Below are 20,862 nucleotides of genomic sequence, written 5' to 3'. Positions count from 1 at the left end.
ATAAAGAGACAAATCACCAGGGTTGGTGACTTGAAATTTCATAACTATATACATTCTATCATGAAAAAAGTTTTTTTAAGTATGATTTTCGCTTTGGCTGGTATGGCTGCACAGGCTCAAAGTAATTCAATTTTAGTTTATGGTGGTCTGGGGATTAATAGCTCAAAGTCTTCTGCTGATGTAAAAACAAATAGTTTTTCTTTTACTCCGGCTGTGGGTTATCAATGGAATGATCACTGGACGGGTGGTGTAAATCTTAAAACGACATCTTCAAAAACAGGTTCTCCGGAAATTAAGACAACATCTTTCGGGGCCGGACCATTTATTCGTTACGCTTATCCTTTGTCTGATATCTTTGCGGTGTATGGACAATTAAATACAAATTTCTTATCTGGAAAAACGGCTGGCGTTAAAATGGCTGGTTTTGAATCTACAATTTTCCCGGCGATTGGAGTAAACCTTAAAAATGGTTTTGCCTTGAATTTTAATTTCGGTAGTCTTGGTTTTGCAACCAATAAGGTAAAAGGAGAAAACAAAAGCAACAGTTTCGGTCTGAACTTTGGCAGCGGGGCAGGATTTGGGATTTCTAAAAACTTCGGGTTGTAACAAAGAAAGCCGGATCGGAAATTATCCGCTCCGGCTTTCTGACTCAAACCAATATATTAAAGCACTTCGCTAACTTCTGTGTAAGGAAGGTTCCATGCGTCGGAAACTCCTTTAAATACGATTTTTCCGTTAACTACATTAAGTCCTTTTTTCAACTCTTCATTGCTCGCACAGGCTTCTTTCCATCCTTTGTTTGCCAATAATAAAGCATAAGGAAGTGTAGCATTTGTAAGCGCAAGTGTTGAAGTATATGGAACTGCACCAGGCATATTGGCAACGCAATAGTGAACTACGCCGTCAACTTCATAAATAGGATCTTCGTGTGTTGTAGCGTGTGAAGTTTCAAAACATCCACCCTGGTCAATCGCAACGTCAACCATGACAGTACCAGGTTTCATTAATTTCAACATATCACGTGTAATCAATGAAGGAGCTTTCGCGCCAGGAATCAAAACGCCGCCAATAATAAGGATAGAGCTTTTTACAAGATCACGAATGTTGTATTCATTTGACATAACAGTGTCAACATTCGCAGGCATAATATCTTCAAGGTAACGCAGACGTGCCAGGCTGATGTCAACAATGGTTACGTTTGCTCCTAAACCCGCCGCCATTTTCGCAGCTTGCGTTCCAACGATTCCACCACCTAATACCAAAACGTTAGCAGGTTTTACACCAGCAACACCGCCAAGCAAAATTCCGAATCCGCCCATTGGTTTTTCAAGATATTTTGCGCCTTCCTGCACAGCCATACGTCCGGCAACTTCGCTCATTGGGATAAGAAGAGGCAAACTTCTGTCTGTTCTTTCCACAGTTTCATAAGCCAGACAAACGGCTTTGCGTTCGATCATTGCATTTGTAAGCGGCTCTGACGAAGCAAAGTGGAAATATGTAAATAACAACTGATCTTCTTTGATCAGCGCATATTCACTTTCAATCGGCTCTTTTACTTTAATGATCATTTCAGCAATGGCGTACACTTCTTCAATAGTTGAAAGAATAGTTGCACCTGCTTCGGTATATTGTTCGTCTGAAAATCCACTTCCTTTTCCTGCTTCTGTCTGCACATAGATAGTATGTCCATGTTTACGGAATTCAGTAATTCCCGCTGGCGTTACGGCCACACGGTTTTCATTATTTTTAATTTCTTTCGGAACGCCGATGATCATAGTAATAAGAGTTTGATTTGAAAAACAGTTGTTTTATAAATTCAATTGTAAAAATACCGTATCGTGGAAAAACTTTCTTTTGTTTGAAATAAATACAGAAAAAAAAACTGTTTTGAGATTTTCGGAAAGAAATTAATCCTTTCATTTGTACCGAAATAATCAGTTTCGACAAAAAAATACTTTTCATGCAACTTGATCTGACAGATAAACGAATACTGGAACTGCTCCAGGAAAATTCCCAGTTCACAATGAAAGAAATTGCAAGCAGGATTAATCTGTCGGTTACGCCTGTACATGATCGTATCAGAAAGCTTGAACGGGAGGGTTTTATCGATAAATATGTGTGTCTTTTGAACCGCAGAAAGCTTGGAAAATCTTTGGTTGTTTATTGTAATATCACCCTTGACAAACAGAAGCGGGAAAGCTTTGAGGATTTCAACCAGGCCATTGTAAATATGCCCGAAGTTTTGGAATGTTCTGTGGTGTCGGGTAACTTCGATTACATGCTGAAAGTGGTGGTTGAAGATGGCGAAGCTTACAATCAATTTTACCAGCATAAACTTTCTGCCCTAAAAAGTGTGTTGCACATCAGCAGCTATTTTGTAATTTCGGAAATAAAGTACTCCACAGGTATTTCAGTTCGTTAACAATAGCAGATGCGAGGCCGGAAAAATACTTTTTACCATTATTAAGCCGATTAAATCTTCAGGGTTCGACGGCTAAAAATCAACAAAATGAATAAAAATTTTAAAGATGGCTTAAACCTGATGTCCAAGGTAACCCCGAAACGTGCGTGGAATGCCATTCAGATATTAAGCAGTTATTTTTACTCAAAAACCACCGGCCAGCCCGTTCACTGGGGTATGCCGATTGCCATTTCTTTCGAACCCACAACTTCCTGCAATTTGCGTTGTCCGGAATGTCCAAGCGGCCTTCGCTCTTTCACCCGGCCAACGGGTATGATGGAAGAAAAATTATATAAGAAAACCATTGACGAACTAGCAGATACTTTATTATATCTGATATTTTATTTTCAGGGAGAACCATATCTGCATCCCAAGTTTTTTGAGCTTGTCAATTATGCCCATGAAAAAGGGATTTACACGGCTACTTCCACCAATGCGCATTATTTAACCGATGAAAAAGCGCGTAAAACCGTAGAATCAGGTTTGGATCGTTTGATAATTTCGATTGACGGAACTACACAGGAAACTTACGAACAATACAGAATTGGTGGAAATCTGGAAAAAGTTCTGGAAGGAACCCGCAATATTATTAAGTGGAAAAAAGAGCTGAAATCAAGTACGCCTCACGTTATTTTCCAATTTCTGGTTGTTAAACCAAATGAACATCAGATTGAAGATGTGAAAAAATTGGCCGAAGAAATGGGTGTGGATGAAGTTGGTTTAAAAACTGCCCAGATCTATGATTATGAAGAGGGTTCGGATCTGATTCCTACTATTGATAAGTATTCACGGTACAAGAAAAACGAAAGTGGCCGTTTTTCGATCAAAAACAAGTTTGTTGACCATTGCTGGAAGATGTGGCACTCCTGTGTCATCACCTGGGATGGAGGTGTTGTTCCATGCTGTTTTGACAAAGACGCCGAATATCAATTGGGTGATATGAAAAAAACAAGCTTCCGTCAACTTTGGCGTGGCAAAAAATATAATGACTTCCGGGCGTCCTTAATACGGTCTCGTTCCGAGATTGAAATGTGCAAAAACTGCACAGAGGGAACAGAGGTTTGGGCGTGAAACATTGGGTTTTCCCTCCTTAATTTCAAATTTTAACAAATATTAATATAAGTTATCAATCTGATATTGAGGTTGTAAAGACTTTTTATTCAAACTCCGTGGAACATTTTTTGGTGGTTTGCTCTGAATAATTGAAATTTGGCATTGGTAATTCAAAAATTCATGGGCAAAGTAATTGCAATTGCAAACCAAAAAGGCGGAGTAGGTAAGACTACAACCGCAATTAATCTTGCTGCGAGTTTAGCAGCATTAGAATTTCGTACACTTATTATTGATGCAGATCCGCAGGCTAATTCCACATCCGGACTTGGATTTAATCCACAGGAAATGGAAAACAGTATCTACGAATGCATGGTGGAGGATGTCAGAACGGGCGAGGTAATTTTAGAAACAGATTTCCCAAATCTGAATCTGCTGCCGTCGCACATTGATCTGGTAGGAGCGGAAATTGAAATGATCAACCTTAAAAATCGTGAGCATCGTATGAAAGATGCGATTGCGGAAGTTAAGGACGATTATGATTTCATTATTATTGACTGTTCTCCATCGTTGGGTTTAATAACGATAAACAGTTTAACAGCGGCAGATTCAGTGATTGTGCCGGTTCAGTGCGAATATTTCGCATTGGAAGGTTTAGGGAAACTTCTTAATACGATCACAATTATTCAATCCCGACTGAACACAAATCTTGCCATTGAAGGCATTTTGCTGACCATGTATGACCTGCGTTTACGTTTGTCAAATCAGGTTGTAAATGAAGTGACAAGTCATTTCGAATCTTTGGTCTTCAATACCATTATCCCCCGTAACATACGTTTAAGTGAATCGCCAAGTTATGGTATCCCTGTTTTGGCTCAGGATGCTGATAGCAAAGGTGCGATCAGTTATTTAAATCTGGCAAGAGAAATTCTTACCAAAAACGGGCTGCTTTCAACAGATACACATCAGGGAGTAAATTGATTCATTGTATTTAAGGGGAGATCATAGCGCAGAATGGAAACTAGCAATAAAAATAAAAAAATGACCGGCCTTGGTCGTGGTCTTGGGGCTTTGCTTCAGGACTCGGACAAGGGTAACACTTCGCGTCCTAGTCCGCGGCCTTCATCCATTGATGCGGTCGGCTCGATGAATGAAATCGAGCTGGATCAGATCGAGGCCAATCCTTATCAGCCAAGGACAAAATTTGACCAGGAAGCACTTCAGGAACTTGCGGATTCTATCCGGGTTCAGGGAATTATCCAGCCGATTACGGTCAGGCAACTAGGTCAGGATCAGTATCAGCTGATATCAGGAGAAAGACGTCTTCAGGCTTCCCGCTCTCTTGGAATGGTACGTATCCCTGCTTACGTGCGTACAGCCAACGACCAGCAAATGCTGGAAATGGCACTGATTGAAAACATTCAGCGGGAAAATCTTAATTCAATAGAAATTGCCCTGAGTTATCAGCGTCTGATTCTTGAATGTAATCTGAAACAGGAAGAATTAGGTGTACGTGTCGGTAAAAACCGGACTACGGTTAACAATTATATCCGCCTTTTGAAATTGCCACCGGTGATTCAGGCAGCATTGCGTGATAACCGTATCAGCATGGGTCATGCAAGGGCGATTATTACTATCAACAGTGACCAGATTCAATTAAAGATTTTCAATAAAATTATTGAAGAGGGCTGGTCTGTTCGTAAAGTGGAGGAAGAAGTACGCAAGCTTGGTATGATGAGCAGTATTTCTTTTGAAACGAAAAAACCTGTTACACTAAACCAGGAAATAAAGTCATTGCAATTTCAGTTATCCTCGTTTTTCGGAGCAAAGGTTTCTGTGAAAAGCAGTGATGACCATAAAGGGGAAATCAAAATCCCTTTTGGTTCGCAGGATGAATTGAAAAAGATTTTGGAAACATTGAAATTCGATAGCAAAGCTTGAAAAAGTGGTTTTGGATTGGGATGTTTATTCTTATCGCAGGTAAGATTAGTGCCCAGAAGACGGAAAAGGTTGAGGAGAAGGAACGAAAGAAGCCTGAGAAAACGGTTGTTTTTGACGACAGTACTGCTTTTATTCAGGGAGATTCTGTAAAACCACAGATTGCGGCCGGGAAAAAGAAATTTATTCCGAATCCGGGTAAGGCTACAAAACTGGCAGCGTTAATTCCAGGATCAGGGCAGATTTATAATCGTGATTACTGGAAAGTTCCTTTAGTGTATGCGGCTTTTGCTGGCGGAACCTGGACGGCTCTTTATTGGAATGTACGGTATCATGATTTTTTGAAAGGATATAAATCTTTCTACGATCTGGATCCTAAAAGCAGTAATTATGGCAAAGTAAAAGTTGCGGCGGATGCGCGTCTGCCTATTTTTTATCGGGGAGGTATTTTGAATGGTGCGCGTGTGGACTCTCTGAAGTTAACGATTGATCAGGTAAAACGTGAGAAAAATACCTATCGGCGTTATAAAGAAACTGCCATCGTGTTTACTGTTGCGTTGTATGCGCTTTCAATTATTGAAGCAAACGTAGCGGCACATTTAAAAACATTTGACTTATCGGAAGACATCAGTATGAAAGTCTCGCCGAAAATTCAACAACCTAATATGACATTGCCCACGCCGGGAGTAAGTCTGGTTTTTAACCTGCACAGGCGGAAACAATAAGAGTTAAGTTTAGTACAGATTGAAATTTAAGTTTTTACAATGAAAATATTGTTGCTGGGTTACGGCAAAATGGGGAAAACAATCGAAAAGATTGCCCTGGAAAGAGGACATAGTATTGTTGGTAAAATAGATCTCAGCAATCGCAGTGAAATGGATCAGCTTGGTAAGGCTGATGTTGATGTTGCGATCGAATTTAGTTCTCCTGAATCGGCATATGATAACATTACCTATTGCTTGAAAAAAGGCTGGCCGATTGTTTGCGGTACTACGGGTTGGCTTGAACATCGTTCAGAAATTGAAGCATTATGTCAATCTGAAAAAGGGGCTTTTTTCTACGCATCAAATTATAGTATCGGCGTTAATTTATTTTTCCGTCTGAATCGTCAGTTGGCGCAATTAATGAAAGGCCATGGTTATGCAGCTTCCATGACGGAAATCCACCATATTCATAAACTTGATGCACCAAGCGGAACTGCCATTACTTTGGCGGAAGGATTAATCGCTGAAGACAGCAGCATAAAAGGCTGGACACTTGCACCTGAAAGTGAAGGTGGTTTGATCCAGATTAAGGCAGAAAGAGAAGGAGAAGTTCCTGGTACGCATATCATCCGTTATGAATCTGAGGTTGACAAAATTGAAATTGCACATACAGCCCACAGCAGAGCAGGTTTTGCCTTAGGCGCTGTGATTTCTGCTGAATGGTTGCCAGGCAAACAAGGTGTTTTTGGAATGGACGACCTGTTGAAAATTTAGACTGATATTACTGTAACTCTCAATTAGAATAAAACATGGCTTTTAATCAGGGAAATAACCCTAGTTCTTCAAAGAAAAAATCTGCTGTTCGTGAATGGTTCGACTCTGTCCTTTTTGCAGTAATTGCCGCAACACTTATTCGCTGGTTGTTTTTTGAAGCTTTTACAATTCCAACTCCTTCGATGGAGAACAGTCTTCTGGTTGGTGATTTTTTGTTTGTTAGTAAGCTTCATTACGGTACTCGCACGCCAAAAACACCAATCCAGGTTCCTTTAACACATCAGACAATCTGGGGAACGAATATACCTTCCTACACAGATGCAATACAATTGCCATCATTTCGCCTGCCGGGTTTTAGTGATGTAAAACGTGGAGATGTGGTTGTGTTTAACTATCCGCCGGAATTACAGCACCCGGTCGATTTGAAAACCAACTATATCAAAAGATGCATGGGATTGCCGGGCGATAAACTGGAAGTTCGCGATCTTCAGGTATTTGCTAATGGAAAAGCAGTTGAAAATCCTCCACGGATGGAAAACGAATATTTCGTTGCCACTTCAACAAGCGTAAATGAGGCAAAAGTTTTTAAGGATAACGGAATTTCAGAATTCAATTCTTACGTAGAAACTTTTAACGATACTATTGCTACAAATGATCAGCCTGGATATCTGGTTTATACAACCGTCGAACTGGCTGCAAAATTGAAACAATACGATTTTGTAAAAGGAGTAACAGTGGTAAAGGCCTCGAAAGAAATCAGCGAGCCGATGTTGTATCCAAATTCTCCTTTGTTCAAATGGAATCGTGATAACTACGGACCAATCACAATTCCAGCAAAAGGTATGACAGTCCAATTAACGCCGGAAAATGTGGCTTTATATGGTACTGTAATCAAGAGCTACGAAGGAAATGATAAAGTTGAAATTACTGATAATACAGTTAAGGTAGATGGTAAGGTAATCACGAGCTATACTTTTGGGCAGGATTATTATTTCATGATGGGAGATAATCGTCATAACTCAGCGGATTCGCGTTATTGGGGTTTTGTACCAAAGGATCACATTGTAGGAAAAGCGGTATTCGTTTGGATGTCTATAGATCCGGCACCGACAAGTTTCTTTGGTAAAATCCGTTGGAACAGATTGTTCCGTATCATTAACTAAGATATAATTTAAGTCAGATATTAGGAGGGAAAGAATGGCATTTTTGCCAACTCTTTCCCTCTTTTTAGTTTGTAATTATTATATTAAATAAAATTATATATACTTGTTTGTTTGTTATTAAATTATGATGCAATATTGCATCATAATTTTGTACGCCATGATCACACCAGCTAAGAAAGAAATAGCCAGTTCACCAAAATTAATAAGAAGAAAATCTGCCATTCGTGAATGGTTTGATTCCGTTTTATTTGCCGTCATCGCAGCTACGCTGATTCGTTGGTTCTTTTTTGAGGCTTTTGTTATCCCCTCATCTTCGATGGAACATACTTTGTTGGTTGGTGATTATTTATTTGTGAGTAAGCTGCACTATGGCACACGTACACCGGTTACGCCTTTACAAATGCCGCTGACGCATCAAAAAATATGGGGCTCAGAAATTCCTTCTTTTTTTGATTGGATTTCATTGCCACAATTTAGATTACCAGGTTTTTCGGAAGTGAAAAGGGGAGATGTTGTCGTTTTCAATTTACCGGTTGAACATCCGAATCTTTATAAAAATTATGAAGCAGTTTTACCAAATCTGAAACCATATCCAATTGATTTAAGGACGAACTATATCAAAAGATGTGTTGCTGAGGCTGGTGATAAATTTGAGATTAGAAATTCTCAGGTTTATGTAAACGGGGTAAAAAGTCTGAATCCGCCTGAAATGCAAAATGAATATTTTATGGCTGTTACTACTGCTATTAATGAAGCAAACATTTTCAGAAAAAATGGAATCACAGAATTCTCACCTTATATGGAAACGCAGAATGATACGCTGGCAGATAATGATGAGGCAGGTTATATCGTAAAAACTACTGCTCAAACAGCGGCAAAACTGAAAGCTTATGATTTTGTAAAACACATTGAAAAGACGGTTATGCCAAAAGGATTACGCGAGTCTCATCTTTATCCGGAATCAGATTTATTCAATTGGAACAAAGATAACTATGGTCCGGTGGTGATTCCGAAAAAAGGAGTGACGGTAAAACTAACACCAGAGAATGTTGCCTTTTATGGTGAAGTCATTCAAAATTATGAGAGAAATTATAATGTGGTTTTGAAAGAGGGAAAGATATTTCAGCAGGGGAAACAGCTTGAAGGTTATACTTTCAAACAGGATTATTATTTTATGATGGGTGATAACCGTCACAATTCGGCGGATTCAAGATATTGGGGACTGGTTCCCAAAGATCATATTGTAGGAAAAGCAGTATTTGTATGGATGTCAATTGATCCCGATCCAGTTGGTTTTATGAGTAAAATCCGCTGGAATCGGTTGTTTAGTATTATTAAATAAATAAAGGCTTCCAAACGGAAGCCTTTATTATTGTTGTCTATGAATTTGACCGGCTTATTCTTCCTGAGAATAAATCAAAGCTGTATAAGGTGGAATTTGAAGTGAAACAAATTGTTGCAGATTGTCGAATTCTCCCTGCATCGTCTCAACATCAAAAACGCCTAAATTTGAAAAATCAGGATCGTAATCTCCCTTGTCGCTGTTGAAACGAAGTTTCCATGAACCTTCTCTTGGGAAACCTACTTTATAATCGTCAAATGTTTCAGTTGAAAAGTTAAGAACAACGACAACACTATCCTTCGGTCCGCCATCTTTATAACGGTGCATTACAATAACCTTTTTATCGTTATCAGCACGAATAATCTGAACATCCTGGCCTTGTAAACCTTCGGTTACTCCAAACCAGTTTCTACGCAAATGAATCAGATCTCGATGCAAACTGGCAAATCCTGCAAATTTATCAAGTCTTGACCAATCGATCGGATCACTGTCAGAAAACCATTTATCTTCTAAAAGCGGCTGACCTTGGAAAATCATTGGGATTCCTGGCGCAGTCATAACCAACGCAACACCTAGCGCAGCACGTTTTTTGGAATACCAGTTATTTACGTCCCCATCAGCAATTTCCTCAGCAACTCTGGCTTGTCCGTTAGAAACCTCGTCATGAGATTCGGTATAAATAATTCGCTGGAAAGAATCAGTATTATATTTTCTGGTTATAGCACTGACTACCGATGGGATATCTCTGTCCTGATCATTAGCCGTTATTACCGCGTCACGAACAGAATGTACGAATTCTGCGTCCCATTGAGAGCCATAACCCATACCGCCATTTTCCACAGAATTTGTTACAAAATCAAGTGAATGCATATCCTCAGCAATCGTGATTCTGTTAGGAAATTGCTCCTTGATATCTTTGTTAATCCACTGCATTAAAGAAATACCGTCTTTCAGATCATTTCCAGGATTTCCATCGGCTTTAACATTTCTGATATAGACAACCATATCCATTCTAAGCCCATCAATGCGGTATTCCCTTAACCACATTAAGGCATTGTCGTGTATGTATTGCCTGACTTCTCCGCGGCCATAATCAGGTCTTGTGCCTCCCCATGGAGTTTCGGATTTCCAGTCGTTGTAAAAATAAATCCCCCCGCCGCCGTTTTCTGACCAGCCATCAAACTGCCAAAGGTCAAGATCGGATGGGCCAAAATGATTATAAACCACATCGAGAATTACAGCAATACCATGCTCATGTGCGGCCTTTACGAAATCTTTAAGACCTTCCGGTCCGCCGTAATCTGACTCTATTGCAAATGGATTTGATGGATTGTATCCCCACGAACGGTCGCCCGGAAATTCAGAACTTGGCATTAACTCAATGGCGTTGATTCCCAGTCCCTGAAGATAATCCAGTTTTTCTATGGCAGTATAAAAGTTGCCGACATGATTTTCTTCTTTAGCGTTAAAAGTACCAACATGAAGTTCATAAATTACGACTTCATTCCAGCTCGGCATCTGAAAATTTGAATCCTGCCAATCAAACGATGCATGATTATATACGACACCATTTCCAGCTGAATTAGTCACTTTCAATGCGTAAGGGTCGTTTCGCATCAAAACGCCGTCTTTGGTTTTGATCGCAAACTTATATTCGTCTCCTTCTTTTGAGTTTTCAACTAATAAGCTCCAATTTCCGTTTTCTTCGGACTGCATTGGATTTGCCTGATCATTCCAGTCATTAAAGGTTCCAACCACAGAAACGCTTTCGGCATTTGGTGCCCAAACTCTGTAATGAACTCCTTCCGGGTGACAGGTTGCACCCATGCCTTCGAAATTTTGTAAAGTAGCGGTGTCTTCAGTATTTATATTTTCCATGAAGGAGTTGGGGTTATGATTAACATTTTTCCTATAATGAGCAAATTGTGTGCCAAGAGCATACGAAATGAAGATTTTAGACCGTAAAAAGTACAATGTGAAGCATATTTTTATAATTTGCGTTCTCAAAACACACTATCACTTTATGCTTGAAAATCCTGAAAGCGAAAAGCTTAGTACGCTTGCTTTGGTAAATACACCTGGAATCGGTTCGGTTACCATTCGACAACTTATCAGCTACTGCGGAAGTGCAGAAAAGGTTTTTACTTCCGACTACAAAAGGCTTATTAAAATTCCTGGAATAGGGGAAAAAGCAGCACGATCCATTCTCAAAAAGGATGGCCTTGCAGAAGCCGAAAAGGAATGGCAAAACTGTATTAAAACAGGCGCAAAACTTCATTTTTTCTCGGATAGCACTTACCCCAATCGTTTAAAATCACTTTATGACGCCCCCGTTGTTTTGTATTCCAAAGGCAATTTTGACTACAACAGTTTAAGAACGGTAGGGATTGTGGGTACAAGGCAGGTGACGGAATATGGAAAAGCAGTTACTGAAAATATCATCAAGGAATTAATCCCATATAATCCACTTGTTGTCAGTGGCCTTGCTTACGGAATTGATATAACTGCGCATAGGGCTTGTTTGAAAAATGGTCTGGCAACGATCGGTGTGATGGCGAGCGGATTAAGTGTGATTTACCCGGCAGTACATCAGAAAACTGCTATTGAAATGCAGGAAAAAGGCGGGTTGGTTACAGAAAATGCCTTGGCCACAAAACCTGATTTTATGCGCTTCCCGGCCAGAAATCGGATTATTGCCGGTTTAAGTGATGTCACCATTGTTGTAGAATCTGCAAAGAAAGGCGGAAGTTTAATAACTGTGGATTTTGCTCAGAATTATCATCGTGAAGTTTTTGCAGTGCCTGGGAATATTTCAAATCCTCAATCAGAAGGTTGTAATCAATTAATTAGGGATAATAAAGCCTGTATATTTATTTCAGTTCAGGATATGGCGGATTCAATTGGATGGAATTTGCAGAACAAAGTCAGCAATTTAACTGTTGCTGGTACAGATAGTCCTTATGAATCAACATTTATCTTTGATGGATTTACGCAGGATGAGGGGCAGATTTTATCCCTTTTGAAACGGCAGGGAAGTATGCAAGTGGATGAATTGTCCTGGCAAAGTGGTTTACATTTGAATAAACTTGCCACGCTTCTGCTCAATCTGGAATTTCAGGGAATGGTAAAATCGCTGCCCGGTAAAAAATATGGGTTAATTTAAATGATGATAAAAAGCACAATACAGTTAATTAAACAAGGTGAGGGGTTGACAGTGGAGTTCAAACGTACTATTGACAATCCTTTTAAAATTGCGAAAACGCTGGCATCATTCGCTAATACTTCAGGCGGCGTTTTGCTGATTGGTGTGGGAGATAACAAGGAAGTTCTTGGAGTCGCTTCTGAATTAGGTGAGCTTGAAAAACTGGAAAGAGCCTGCACAGAGTTAGTTGACAAAGCCTTATCAATTCGTTTTAAATCCGAGAAACTGGATAACAGAGTATTGTTGCGTGTTGAAATTGACGAAAGTCAGGAACGACCGCATTATGCAATTAATGAGAAAGGTCAGCGAATGATTTATGTTCGTGTCAAAGATAAAAGTGTACCTACGCTGCGACTTTTTATTGAGGGACAAAGTGATTTTGATACTAAGACCTTACTGGAATCCCGGCATGTCAGATCACTTATTCAGTATTTAAAGGAATATGATTCTGTTACAGCCAAAGTGTTTTCAAGAATTATAAATATTTCGGAAAAGAGAGCTGAGCGTTTGTTAAATGATCTTGCGGATAAGCAGGTATTACTAAAATTACAAAAAGGAAAACCGGAAATGTTCAGTTTGAAATGGGTTGAATAAATTTGGTATATATAAAAAAACGGGCTTGAATCAACTTTTGATTCAAGCCCGTTTTTTTATATTCAATTTCAATTTATTCGATACCTACAAGTTCCAATTCAAAAATCAGATCCTGACCGGCCAATGGATGGTTTGCATCAAGAATTACAAATTCGTCTGTAACTTCTTTCACGATAACCGGAATCACCTGGCCGTTTCCGTCCTGATGCATATTCAAAGTTATTCCAACTTCCAAAGGAATATCAGCTGGTATCTGGCTGCGCTCAAAGTTGACGATCATGTCTTCGTTGATTGGGCCGTAAGCCTCTTCGTTTGGAATATGTACCGTTTTTTTATCTCCAACTGCCATGCCGGTAACACCGTCATCAAAGCCTTTGATTACCTGTCCGCTTCCCAATTGAAAAGACAATGGCTCACGTCCTGCCGAGGAATCAAACAGTTGGCCATCCGGAAGAGTGCCTGTGTAGTGTACCTGGACAGTATCACCTGCTTGTGCTTGTTTCATTTTATTAGAATCTATTGGTAAAAAAATAAGTTTAAGATGATGGTCAACAAATTAGGACCTCGTATTAATATGCTCTTGCAAAAACAACTCTTCTGTTAGAAGGTTTGCCTGAATAAATACAAACCCCTTCCTCTTCCACAGAATCCAAAGGAACACAACGAATCGTTGCTTTAGTTTCCTCCTTAATTTTTTCTTCTGTTTCCGAAGTCCCGTCCCAGTGAGCAAGAATGAATCCACCTTTGGTATCAAGCACTTTATTGAACTCTTCAAAAGTGTCAACCTTTATCGTGTTTTCCTCACGGAATGCCAATGCTTTATTATAAATGGATTCCTGAATGTTCTCTAATAACGTGCCAATGAAATCAGCGATTCCATCCAGAGAAACTGTTTCTTTGGTTTTGGTATCACGTCTTGCTACTTCAACCGTATTGTTTTCCAAATCACGGGCACCCATAGCCAAACGTACCGGTACTCCTTTAAGCTCATATTCAGCAAATTTGTAACCCGGTTTGTAAGCATCGTTATTGTCAAATTTAATACTGATTCCTTTTTTGCGAAGATCTTTCGTGATCCCTGCAACTTTCTCTGAAATCAATGTTAATTGCTCTTCATTCTTATAAATCGGAACAATCACTACCTGGATAGGAGCAAGCTTTGGAGGTAGTACTAAACCGCTGTCATCCGAATGTGCCATAATCAGTGCACCCATCAAACGCGTACTCACACCCCATGAAGTTCCCCAAACGTATTCCAGTTTTCCTTCTTTGTCCTGGAATTTAACATCAAAAGCGTTCGCAAAATTTTGTCCAAGGAAATGGGAGGTTCCTGCCTGCAAAGCTTTTCCGTCTTGCATAAGGGCTTCGATACAGTAGGTGTCAACCGCTCCTGCAAATCTTTCATTAGCAGTTTTAACACCTTTTACAACGGGAAGCGCCATCCATTCCTCAGCAAACTGAGCATAAATTTCAAGCATTTGTTTTGTTTCTGCTACCGCTTCTGCCGACGTCGAATGTGCTGTGTGGCCTTCCTGCCACAGAAATTCAGTAGTTCTCAAAAATAATCGGGTACGCATTTCCCAACGAACCACATTTGCCCACTGATTGATAAGCAAAGGAAGGTCGCGGTAAGACTGAATCCAGTTTTTATATGTACTCCATATTACCGTTTCAGAAGTTGGACGAACGATTAATTCTTCTTCCAGCTTCGCTTCCGGATCCACGATTACACCGTTTCCATTGGGGTCTGCTTTTAATCTATAATGCGTTACTACCGCACATTCCTTTGCAAAACCTTCAACGTGTGAAGCTTCCTTGCTCAGATATGATTTTGGAATAAATAGGGGGAAATAAGCATTCTGATGGCCTGTTTCTTTAAACATGTCATCCAATGCGCGCTGCATTTTCTCCCAGATAGAATAGCCGTAAGGTTTGATCACCATACAGCCTCTGACAGCAGAAGTTTCCGCCAAATCGGCTCTTTTTACTAGTTCATTGTACCATTCGGAGTAATTTTCACTGCGGGTTGGTAAGGCTTTACTCATTCTACGAAAATATTATAATTGGAAAAGAGTATGACGGTTTGTCACTTCGCTTTTATATGAAGTTGCAAAGATAGTTTTTTATGTTAACTTTGGAATTAATGTCATACTAATGATGTTTTATTCACAGTCTGGTACGAAAATTTATGTATATTAGATACAACATTATAAACAACTAGAGCCATGAGGAGCATGAATAATTTAAAATATTTTTCCCTGATGTTGCTGTTGGGAGCTGCCGGATGTAGCAGTAATCAATACGCTTCACAATCAGGTGGAGGATATGATGACCTTTACGGAGGGATTCCAAATACGGGAGTTGTTACAAAAAACAATCGTTCGACACAGACTATGTCCCGTTCAAGTAATCCTGATTACGTAGATACGCGGGATGAAGATGTAATAAGCAACGGCGATTATTATGATGATTCATACATTTCAGCCAGAAGTGCGCAACGTAACATTTCAAGTGATGTAGGATATAATGCCGGTTTTACTGATGGATACAATCAGGCAACCCGCTTTTCAAATCCTTATAACTCATATACTATGAATAGCGGCTTTAGATCTTATTATCCTGGCTATATGGGTGGAATGGGAATGGGAGGTTTAGGTTTAAGCCTTGGTTTTGGAAGCATGTTTGGTATGAGTCCATTTTCCAGTTTAGGATTTGGTCTTGGTTACTCTTCGTTTGGTTATGGCTATTCTCCATACGGTTTCGGAAGCAGCATGTACGGATACAGTCCTTATGGCTATGGTTACGATCCATTTTACAGCAGCTTGTATGGATACGGCGGATATGGCTATGGCGGTTACGGATACGGCGGTTTTTACAGCCCATGGGCTTATAGCAGTCCTGTAATTGTTGTTAACAATATCAACGACAGAAGAGCATTTGCACGTACTTATGGTGCTCGTGAATCAGGTGGAAGTCCAAGAAGCAGCGAACGTTATAATTCTAATTTTGTTAATTCGCCTCGTTCAGCAGATAATTCCTCCGGACGTAATTTAAGATCTTCAGGTAACTCATCTTCCGGTGATTCTTATTATTCTTCTCCAAGAGCAAATAGCCGTGGTAATTCTGGGAATAGCAGAGCCGGGGTTGATGGTACTACCGGAAATGCCAATGCAAGAAGCAGCAACGGCTATTCAAGATCAGGAAATACGGTAAGTGACGGAAATACATATTATTCTCGTCCAAGAAGTTCTGGAAGTAACTATTCGGATGGTAGTTTAAATTCGTATAGCCCACGTTCTTCTTCCGCATCTAGAAGCTCAGATTCTTACAACTTGCAAAGAAGCCAATCAAACTATTCCGCTCCGGCGCGTAGTTCACAATCTTATCAGGCTCCTACAAGAAGTTATGATAATTACAGCTCGCCAAGAAGTAATAGCAACAATTACAGTGCTCCTACTTACAGTGCACCAGCAAGATCTTACAGCGCACCAAGTTACAGTGCTCCAAGCGGAGGCGGCGGCGGTGGTTCAAGAGGCGGCGGTGGCGGCGGTTCAAGAGGTCCACGCTGATAATCAGGAATGATTTTTATAGATTAAATTATAAATCGACCCTGCAAAATGTCATAATTTTGCAGGGTCTTCGTTTAGTAACCAGTATATTCAACTATTAAAAACTTTACACCAGCCATGTCAAAATCAGGAAAATGGATTGGACTTTTTTGCAGTTTAACGCTATCCATTCCAACATTTGCCCAATACGCCTCTGATGCTTTCAGATATTCAGAAATTAATCAAACAGGAACTGCACGTTTTCAAGGGCTTGGCGGAAATCATGCAGCGCTTGGAGGAGACGCAAGTTCAATAAGTGGAAATCCGGCTGGATTGGGGTTTTATACAAGATCAGAATTTAGTATGAGTCCATCAGTCGCAAATTACAATACCAAATCAGAATATATTGGTAATACTAGAACTGATGGGAAATCCAATTTCAATTTATCGAATGCATCTTTGATTATAACAAACAAACCTGGTTATCAACGCAGATGGAAAAGTTCTTCGATCGGAATTTCTTACTCGCGTCAGCAATCATTTCAAAACAGGTTTAGTTATTCCGGATTGAACAATAGAAGTGCCTATGTTGATAAAGTTTTGGAAAATGTTAACAGTACAAAACCAACCACTGCTGCACTTGGTAACGATTATGATTCAGACGCAAACCTGGCTTATTCTGAAGCGGCAGCTTATTACCAGTTGTTTTTGATTAATCCAACCACGGCTACCGGGGCGCCATATAGTCGTTATGATGCCAACAGTCCTACACAACAATTGGGAGAGTTTGATTCAAAAGGGGCACAAACCCAGTGGAATTTTACTTATGCAGGCAACTACAATGATAAATTGTATGTAGGTGGTTCGATTGGATTTAACAGAATCAAATATGACTATATTCACACCTTAACGGAGACTTATACGACAGGAACTGTTTTTAGGGGTGCTGTACAAAGTGAAGATTTGACTGTCTCGGGAAATGGGGTGAATGCCACATTCGGTATTATTTATAAAGTAAATCCTACATTTCAATTAGGTGGATCGCTTACTTCTCCGACCTTTACGAAAGTCAGCGAAACTTTTAATCAGAGTACGCATGCGGATTATATCCTAGGTTCTATCCGGGATGATAAAGGAGTTGATGTTGGTCCGAGCCTTTTGGATATTCCTCAGGCTCCAAACGATTTTGAATACTCTATTACAAGTCCTTTCCGCGGATCTGTTGGTGCTACTGTGTTTCTTAATCAGAAAGGTTTTATTACAGGTTCGTTGGAATATGTAGGCTATGGAGGAATGCGTGTCAGAACCAAATATTTATCGGATACTGATAATCAGGCTTTCAAGGAAAATTACAAGCAAGAAATTCAGGACACCTATAAAGCTGGTGTTAATGCCCGTCTAGGTGGAGAATACCGCTCCGGATTATTCAGAGGAAGATTAGGTATTGCTTATTTGTCAGATCCATATAAAATTCAGTCTGACGGTATCAATAGAGATAAATTGTTATTTTCAGCTGGTATAGGTATTCGTAATACCCGGTTTTTTGCAGATATTTCCGGTACTTACAATGCATTTAAATCAGTGTATACACCATATGTCCTGACAAACGCTCAGGATTATGCTTCTGCTAAAATCAATAACCACACAACAAATGTGGTATTAACAGTGGGAACATTTTTCTGATAAATCTGATAAAACAGGTTATAAGAAGAGAGCCGAAAATCATCATGATTTTCGGCTCTCTTCTTATAATAAGGGCTTGACAATAGCCACTAATTTCGATGCGTCTGCATCACCGCTCAAAGTGAAATCAGCGCGGGAATAATAGGGGAGACGTTGCTGATATTTTTTTTCAAGTTCAATTTCAAGGGAAGTTGCACCTGATAATAATGGACGATCATCTTTTCCGTGATTTTGAATACGCCTGGCAAGTTCTATATGGTGAACGTCAAGAAAAACACTTATTCCTGATTTTTTGATGAAATCCATGTTATCAAAAAAACAAGGTGCTCCACCGCCGGTTGCAATGACCACACTTCTGTTTTCAATAGTATTTTTTAAAATCCGGCTTTCTACCTCCCGAAAATAATTTTCACCCTTCTGTGTAAATATTTCGTGAATTGTCATTTCCTGATCTTTTTCAATCAGTTTATCCATATCTACAAAACGGTAGTCGAGCAGGCGCGCCAGTTTTTTTCCCAAAGTAGACTTTCCCGAAGAAGGAAGTCCGATCAGAAATATATTTTTCATGTCAAACTTATAAAGGCTGTATATATCAAAAACAGCTTGGGGTCAATTAAACTGCAAAAAGGGAAATAAATACCAAGAAAATGAGGCGAATTACTTGGCCAGATCTTCTAAAACTTCCTCTTCGGTCGGAGTATCATTGTAATGCCATTTACCCTTTACAATGCCATCTTTCAAAAGCCATAATCCCGGATTCGAACGAGAAATTGTTTTTAGTACCGTTGCATCAACGTAATAAAACGGTAGTACCAATTGATGTGAAGAAAGGAATTCTGTAATTTCCGCACTGCTGGCTGATGTAAGAACGATTGGCTCGATACCTTTTTTCTTAACGCCATTAACAAGTTTTTGAATATCAGGAAATGCCGCAGTATTGATATCTGTAAGGTTTTTAATGATCAGAAAAAGTTTCTTACCCTTAAAAGTTTGTTCTGTAAAATCACCTTCATCATTCCAAACCCGGTAATCGGTAATTTTTGGTTTGGCATCTTCGTTTAAAACAATCATATCCTTAAAAACAAGTGTCGTGTCTGTTGGATACTGTTCAAATTCCTGATCTTTTCCTCCTTTCGTAAAAATATATTTATACTTCAAAGGTTCAGAAGGTTTCATTTGTGCCGGAATACTGGCACCCACGCGATAAGCAAGCAAATCAATTATGGGTAAATGTCTGATGGAATAAACTGCAATTCCCAAAGAGGCCAACGTGGAAAGCGCCACAATGAAACCTGTTGGCTGCGATTTAAAGATTTTTCTTTTGTAAAGAATTACAAGAATCAATATCAAAAGGAAAATATCTTTTCCAAACGAAGTCCAGGGCGTCAGTTTGATCGCTGCACCAAAACATCCGCAATCCGTAACTTTATTAAAATAAGCGGAATAGAATGTCAGGAACGTAAAGAAAATAATAATCAGCAATAACAGCCAGGAAATCGTTTTTGGCTTATAACTCACTAAAAGCGCAATCCCTAAAACAACTTCTGCCGCGCATAGAAATACTGAAAAGTAAAGCGCAAACGGAATAAGTGCTTCAAAGAAATGTTGAAAATGAGAGAAATCGGTGGCAAAAACCTCAAAATATTCTTCAAGTTTATATTGCGTCCCAACCGGGTCATTTAACTTGATCAGACCTGAAAATATAAACAGTAACCCTACGATGATCTTGGAAATATGGGCAAGAATTTTCATTTTAAGCAATTGTTAGGCAACCGTAATTCTTAAATTCAATTAATTTGTTTGAAGCGCATTTGACTTGATAAGACAAAAAACCGAATAGTTTATTATGTCCTGATACCCCGATTTTACGCCTTCCGAAACCAATGTAAATCCTTCATTATCTTCAATTTGTTTGATACGAAGCAATTTCATCAAAATAATATCCGTCATTGAACTTACCCGCATATCTCTCCAGGCTTCCCCGTAATCGTGATTTTTATTGAATAACAACTCCTTCACTGCTTCAACCTGGTCATTATATAATGCAGTTAGTACATCCGCACCGATTTCAATTTTGTTATCACCCAGCTCAATCTGAATCAGGGCCATTACGCAATAATTGATGATACCGATAAACTCTCCGGAAATATCATCATTTACTTTTTGTATCCCTTTTTCCTGAATTGTCCGGATTCTTTGGGCCTTAATAAATATCTGGTCTGTAATAGAAGGAATGCGCAGGATGCGCCATGAAGTTCCGTAATCTTTATTTTTTTTTGTAAAAAGATCTTGGCAATACTGAATGATTTCCTGATATTCCGCTTCGGTCGATTTCACGCGTACTTAATAAGTTTTGGCTTTATGAATTTTCAAAATTTATGATAACTGAAACAGTCCATTAAG

The 20,862-nt window shown here is 39.4% G+C and carries 20 protein-coding genes; 13 read left to right on the top strand and 7 right to left on the bottom strand.

From position 1 onward, the window contains the following. Positions 1-60: 60 nt before the first annotated feature. The gene (locus IEE83_RS14445) at positions 61-606 is read left to right on the top strand and encodes an outer membrane beta-barrel protein (RefSeq protein WP_194121252.1); all 546 of its coding nucleotides are present in this window, start codon (positions 61-63) and stop codon (positions 604-606) included. 56 nt (positions 607-662) lie between these two features. Here IEE83_RS14445 and ald read toward each other — a convergent pair whose 3' ends face one another. Continuing rightward, positions 663-1,775: an alanine dehydrogenase gene (ald, locus tag IEE83_RS14440; RefSeq protein WP_137341958.1), complete on the bottom strand. Its 1,113-nt coding sequence runs from the start codon at positions 1,773-1,775 to the stop codon at positions 663-665. 185 nt (positions 1,776-1,960) lie between these two features. Here ald and IEE83_RS14435 point away from each other — a divergent pair, with 185 nt between their 5' ends. The 8 genes from IEE83_RS14435 (at position 1,961) to lepB (IEE83_RS14400) (ending at position 9,432) form a co-directional block, all read left to right on the top strand. Further along, positions 1,961-2,422, top strand: a complete 462-nt coding sequence (locus tag IEE83_RS14435; RefSeq protein ID WP_194121251.1) for an Lrp/AsnC family transcriptional regulator — start codon at positions 1,961-1,963, stop codon at positions 2,420-2,422. Positions 2,423-2,509: 87 nt separating this feature from the next. After that, entirely contained in the window at positions 2,510-3,532 is a 1,023-nt protein-coding gene (locus tag IEE83_RS14430) for an SPASM domain-containing protein (RefSeq protein WP_194121250.1), read from the top strand. Between the two features lie 162 nt (positions 3,533-3,694). Beyond that, on the top strand, positions 3,695-4,492 hold the full coding sequence (locus IEE83_RS14425; RefSeq protein ID WP_137341955.1) for a ParA family protein: 798 nt from the start codon (positions 3,695-3,697) through the stop codon (positions 4,490-4,492). A 33-nt stretch (positions 4,493-4,525) separates the two neighbouring features. Beyond that, a complete protein-coding gene (locus tag IEE83_RS14420; protein ID WP_194121249.1) occupies positions 4,526-5,452 on the top strand; it encodes a ParB/RepB/Spo0J family partition protein in 927 nt (308 codons plus the stop codon). Beyond that, positions 5,449-6,174: a DUF5683 domain-containing protein gene (locus tag IEE83_RS14415; protein WP_194121248.1), complete on the top strand. Its 726-nt coding sequence runs from the start codon at positions 5,449-5,451 to the stop codon at positions 6,172-6,174. Before IEE83_RS14420 ends, IEE83_RS14415 begins: the two co-directional genes overlap by 4 nt. A gap of 39 nt (positions 6,175-6,213) precedes the next feature. Further along, entirely contained in the window at positions 6,214-6,927 is a 714-nt protein-coding gene (gene dapB / locus IEE83_RS14410) for a 4-hydroxy-tetrahydrodipicolinate reductase (RefSeq protein WP_194121247.1), read from the top strand. Between the two features lie 35 nt (positions 6,928-6,962). Further along, positions 6,963-8,090 carry a signal peptidase I gene (lepB, locus tag IEE83_RS14405; protein ID WP_194121246.1) on the top strand — a complete coding sequence of 376 codons (1,128 nt, stop codon included), beginning with the start codon at positions 6,963-6,965 and terminating at the stop codon, positions 8,088-8,090. Positions 8,091-8,214: 124 nt separating this feature from the next. Beyond that, positions 8,215-9,432 (top strand): signal peptidase I, encoded by a 1,218-nt coding sequence (lepB, locus tag IEE83_RS14400; RefSeq protein WP_379992939.1) that lies wholly within the window; start codon positions 8,215-8,217, stop codon positions 9,430-9,432. 54 nt (positions 9,433-9,486) lie between these two features. Here lepB (IEE83_RS14400) and IEE83_RS14395 read toward each other — a convergent pair whose 3' ends face one another. After that, complete coding sequence (locus IEE83_RS14395; RefSeq protein WP_194121245.1) at positions 9,487-11,310, bottom strand: alpha-amylase family glycosyl hydrolase; 1,824 nt, start codon at positions 11,308-11,310, stop codon at positions 9,487-9,489. 145 nt (positions 11,311-11,455) lie between these two features. Here IEE83_RS14395 and dprA point away from each other — a divergent pair, with 145 nt between their 5' ends. Both dprA and IEE83_RS14385 read left to right on the top strand, forming a co-directional pair. Then, positions 11,456-12,595, top strand: coding sequence for a DNA-processing protein DprA (dprA, locus tag IEE83_RS14390; protein WP_194123411.1), 1,140 nt, complete (start codon positions 11,456-11,458; stop codon positions 12,593-12,595). After that, positions 12,596-13,228, top strand: a complete 633-nt coding sequence (locus IEE83_RS14385; RefSeq protein ID WP_228101812.1) for an AlbA family DNA-binding domain-containing protein — start codon at positions 12,596-12,598, stop codon at positions 13,226-13,228. Between the two features lie 73 nt (positions 13,229-13,301). Here the strand turns inward: IEE83_RS14385 and IEE83_RS14380 are convergent, their stop codons facing one another. Next, entirely contained in the window at positions 13,302-13,733 is a 432-nt protein-coding gene (locus IEE83_RS14380; protein WP_194121244.1) for an FKBP-type peptidyl-prolyl cis-trans isomerase, read from the bottom strand. A 64-nt stretch (positions 13,734-13,797) separates the two neighbouring features. Further along, the gene (gene proS / locus IEE83_RS14375) at positions 13,798-15,273 is read right to left on the bottom strand and encodes a proline--tRNA ligase (protein WP_194121243.1); all 1,476 of its coding nucleotides are present in this window, start codon (positions 15,271-15,273) and stop codon (positions 13,798-13,800) included. A 189-nt stretch (positions 15,274-15,462) separates the two neighbouring features. Between proS and IEE83_RS14370 the strand changes: the two genes are divergently transcribed. Further along, entirely contained in the window at positions 15,463-16,797 is a 1,335-nt protein-coding gene (locus IEE83_RS14370) for a hypothetical protein (protein WP_194121242.1), read from the top strand. 117 nt (positions 16,798-16,914) lie between these two features. Next, positions 16,915-18,459, top strand: a complete 1,545-nt coding sequence (locus IEE83_RS14365) for a hypothetical protein (RefSeq protein WP_194121241.1) — start codon at positions 16,915-16,917, stop codon at positions 18,457-18,459. A 63-nt stretch (positions 18,460-18,522) separates the two neighbouring features. Here IEE83_RS14365 and IEE83_RS14360 read toward each other — a convergent pair whose 3' ends face one another. The 3 genes from IEE83_RS14360 to IEE83_RS14350 all read right to left on the bottom strand — a co-directional run bounded on the left by IEE83_RS14360 (position 18,523) and on the right by IEE83_RS14350 (position 20,796). Continuing rightward, positions 18,523-19,026, bottom strand: coding sequence for a shikimate kinase (locus tag IEE83_RS14360; RefSeq protein WP_194121240.1), 504 nt, complete (start codon positions 19,024-19,026; stop codon positions 18,523-18,525). A gap of 90 nt (positions 19,027-19,116) precedes the next feature. Further along, positions 19,117-20,211 carry a BT_3928 family protein gene (locus tag IEE83_RS14355; RefSeq protein WP_194121239.1) on the bottom strand — a complete coding sequence of 365 codons (1,095 nt, stop codon included), beginning with the start codon at positions 20,209-20,211 and terminating at the stop codon, positions 19,117-19,119. A gap of 39 nt (positions 20,212-20,250) precedes the next feature. Continuing rightward, entirely contained in the window at positions 20,251-20,796 is a 546-nt protein-coding gene (locus IEE83_RS14350) for a DUF1599 domain-containing protein (protein WP_194121238.1), read from the bottom strand. Positions 20,797-20,862 lie beyond the last annotated feature (66 nt).

Origin of the sequence: Dyadobacter subterraneus (assembly GCF_015221875.1) — a bacterium.
Taxonomy (GTDB): domain Bacteria; phylum Bacteroidota; class Bacteroidia; order Cytophagales; family Spirosomataceae; genus Dyadobacter; species Dyadobacter subterraneus.
Note: the sequence above shows the minus strand (reverse complement) of the source record. Positions and strands in the feature narration are given on the sequence as shown.

Bases quoted from the DNA above. Each gene is read 5' to 3' on its own strand.
- IEE83_RS14445 (WP_194121252.1), top strand. From the start codon at position 61: ATGAAAAAAGTTTTTTTAAGTATGATTTTCGCTTTGGCTGGTATGGCT.
- ald (WP_137341958.1), bottom strand. From the start codon at position 1,775: ATGATCATCGGCGTTCCGAAAGAAATTAAAAATAATGAAAACCGTGTG.
- IEE83_RS14435 (WP_194121251.1), top strand. From the start codon at position 1,961: ATGCAACTTGATCTGACAGATAAACGAATACTGGAACTGCTCCAGGAA.
- IEE83_RS14430 (WP_194121250.1), top strand. From the start codon at position 2,510: ATGAATAAAAATTTTAAAGATGGCTTAAACCTGATGTCCAAGGTAACC.
- IEE83_RS14425 (WP_137341955.1), top strand. From the start codon at position 3,695: ATGGGCAAAGTAATTGCAATTGCAAACCAAAAAGGCGGAGTAGGTAAG.
- IEE83_RS14420 (WP_194121249.1), top strand. From the start codon at position 4,526: ATGGAAACTAGCAATAAAAATAAAAAAATGACCGGCCTTGGTCGTGGT.
- dapB (WP_194121247.1), top strand. From the start codon at position 6,214: ATGAAAATATTGTTGCTGGGTTACGGCAAAATGGGGAAAACAATCGAA.
- lepB (WP_194121246.1), top strand. From the start codon at position 6,963: ATGGCTTTTAATCAGGGAAATAACCCTAGTTCTTCAAAGAAAAAATCT.
- lepB (WP_379992939.1), top strand. From the start codon at position 8,215: ATGATGCAATATTGCATCATAATTTTGTACGCCATGATCACACCAGCT.
- IEE83_RS14395 (WP_194121245.1), bottom strand. From the start codon at position 11,310: ATGGAAAATATAAATACTGAAGACACCGCTACTTTACAAAATTTCGAA.
- dprA (WP_194123411.1), top strand. From the start codon at position 11,456: ATGCTTGAAAATCCTGAAAGCGAAAAGCTTAGTACGCTTGCTTTGGTA.
- IEE83_RS14385 (WP_228101812.1), top strand. From the start codon at position 12,596: ATGATGATAAAAAGCACAATACAGTTAATTAAACAAGGTGAGGGGTTG.
- IEE83_RS14380 (WP_194121244.1), bottom strand. From the start codon at position 13,733: ATGAAACAAGCACAAGCAGGTGATACTGTCCAGGTACACTACACAGGC.
- proS (WP_194121243.1), bottom strand. From the start codon at position 15,273: ATGAGTAAAGCCTTACCAACCCGCAGTGAAAATTACTCCGAATGGTAC.
- IEE83_RS14370 (WP_194121242.1), top strand. From the start codon at position 15,463: ATGAATAATTTAAAATATTTTTCCCTGATGTTGCTGTTGGGAGCTGCC.
- IEE83_RS14365 (WP_194121241.1), top strand. From the start codon at position 16,915: ATGTCAAAATCAGGAAAATGGATTGGACTTTTTTGCAGTTTAACGCTA.
- IEE83_RS14360 (WP_194121240.1), bottom strand. From the start codon at position 19,026: ATGAAAAATATATTTCTGATCGGACTTCCTTCTTCGGGAAAGTCTACT.
- IEE83_RS14355 (WP_194121239.1), bottom strand. From the start codon at position 20,211: ATGAAAATTCTTGCCCATATTTCCAAGATCATCGTAGGGTTACTGTTT.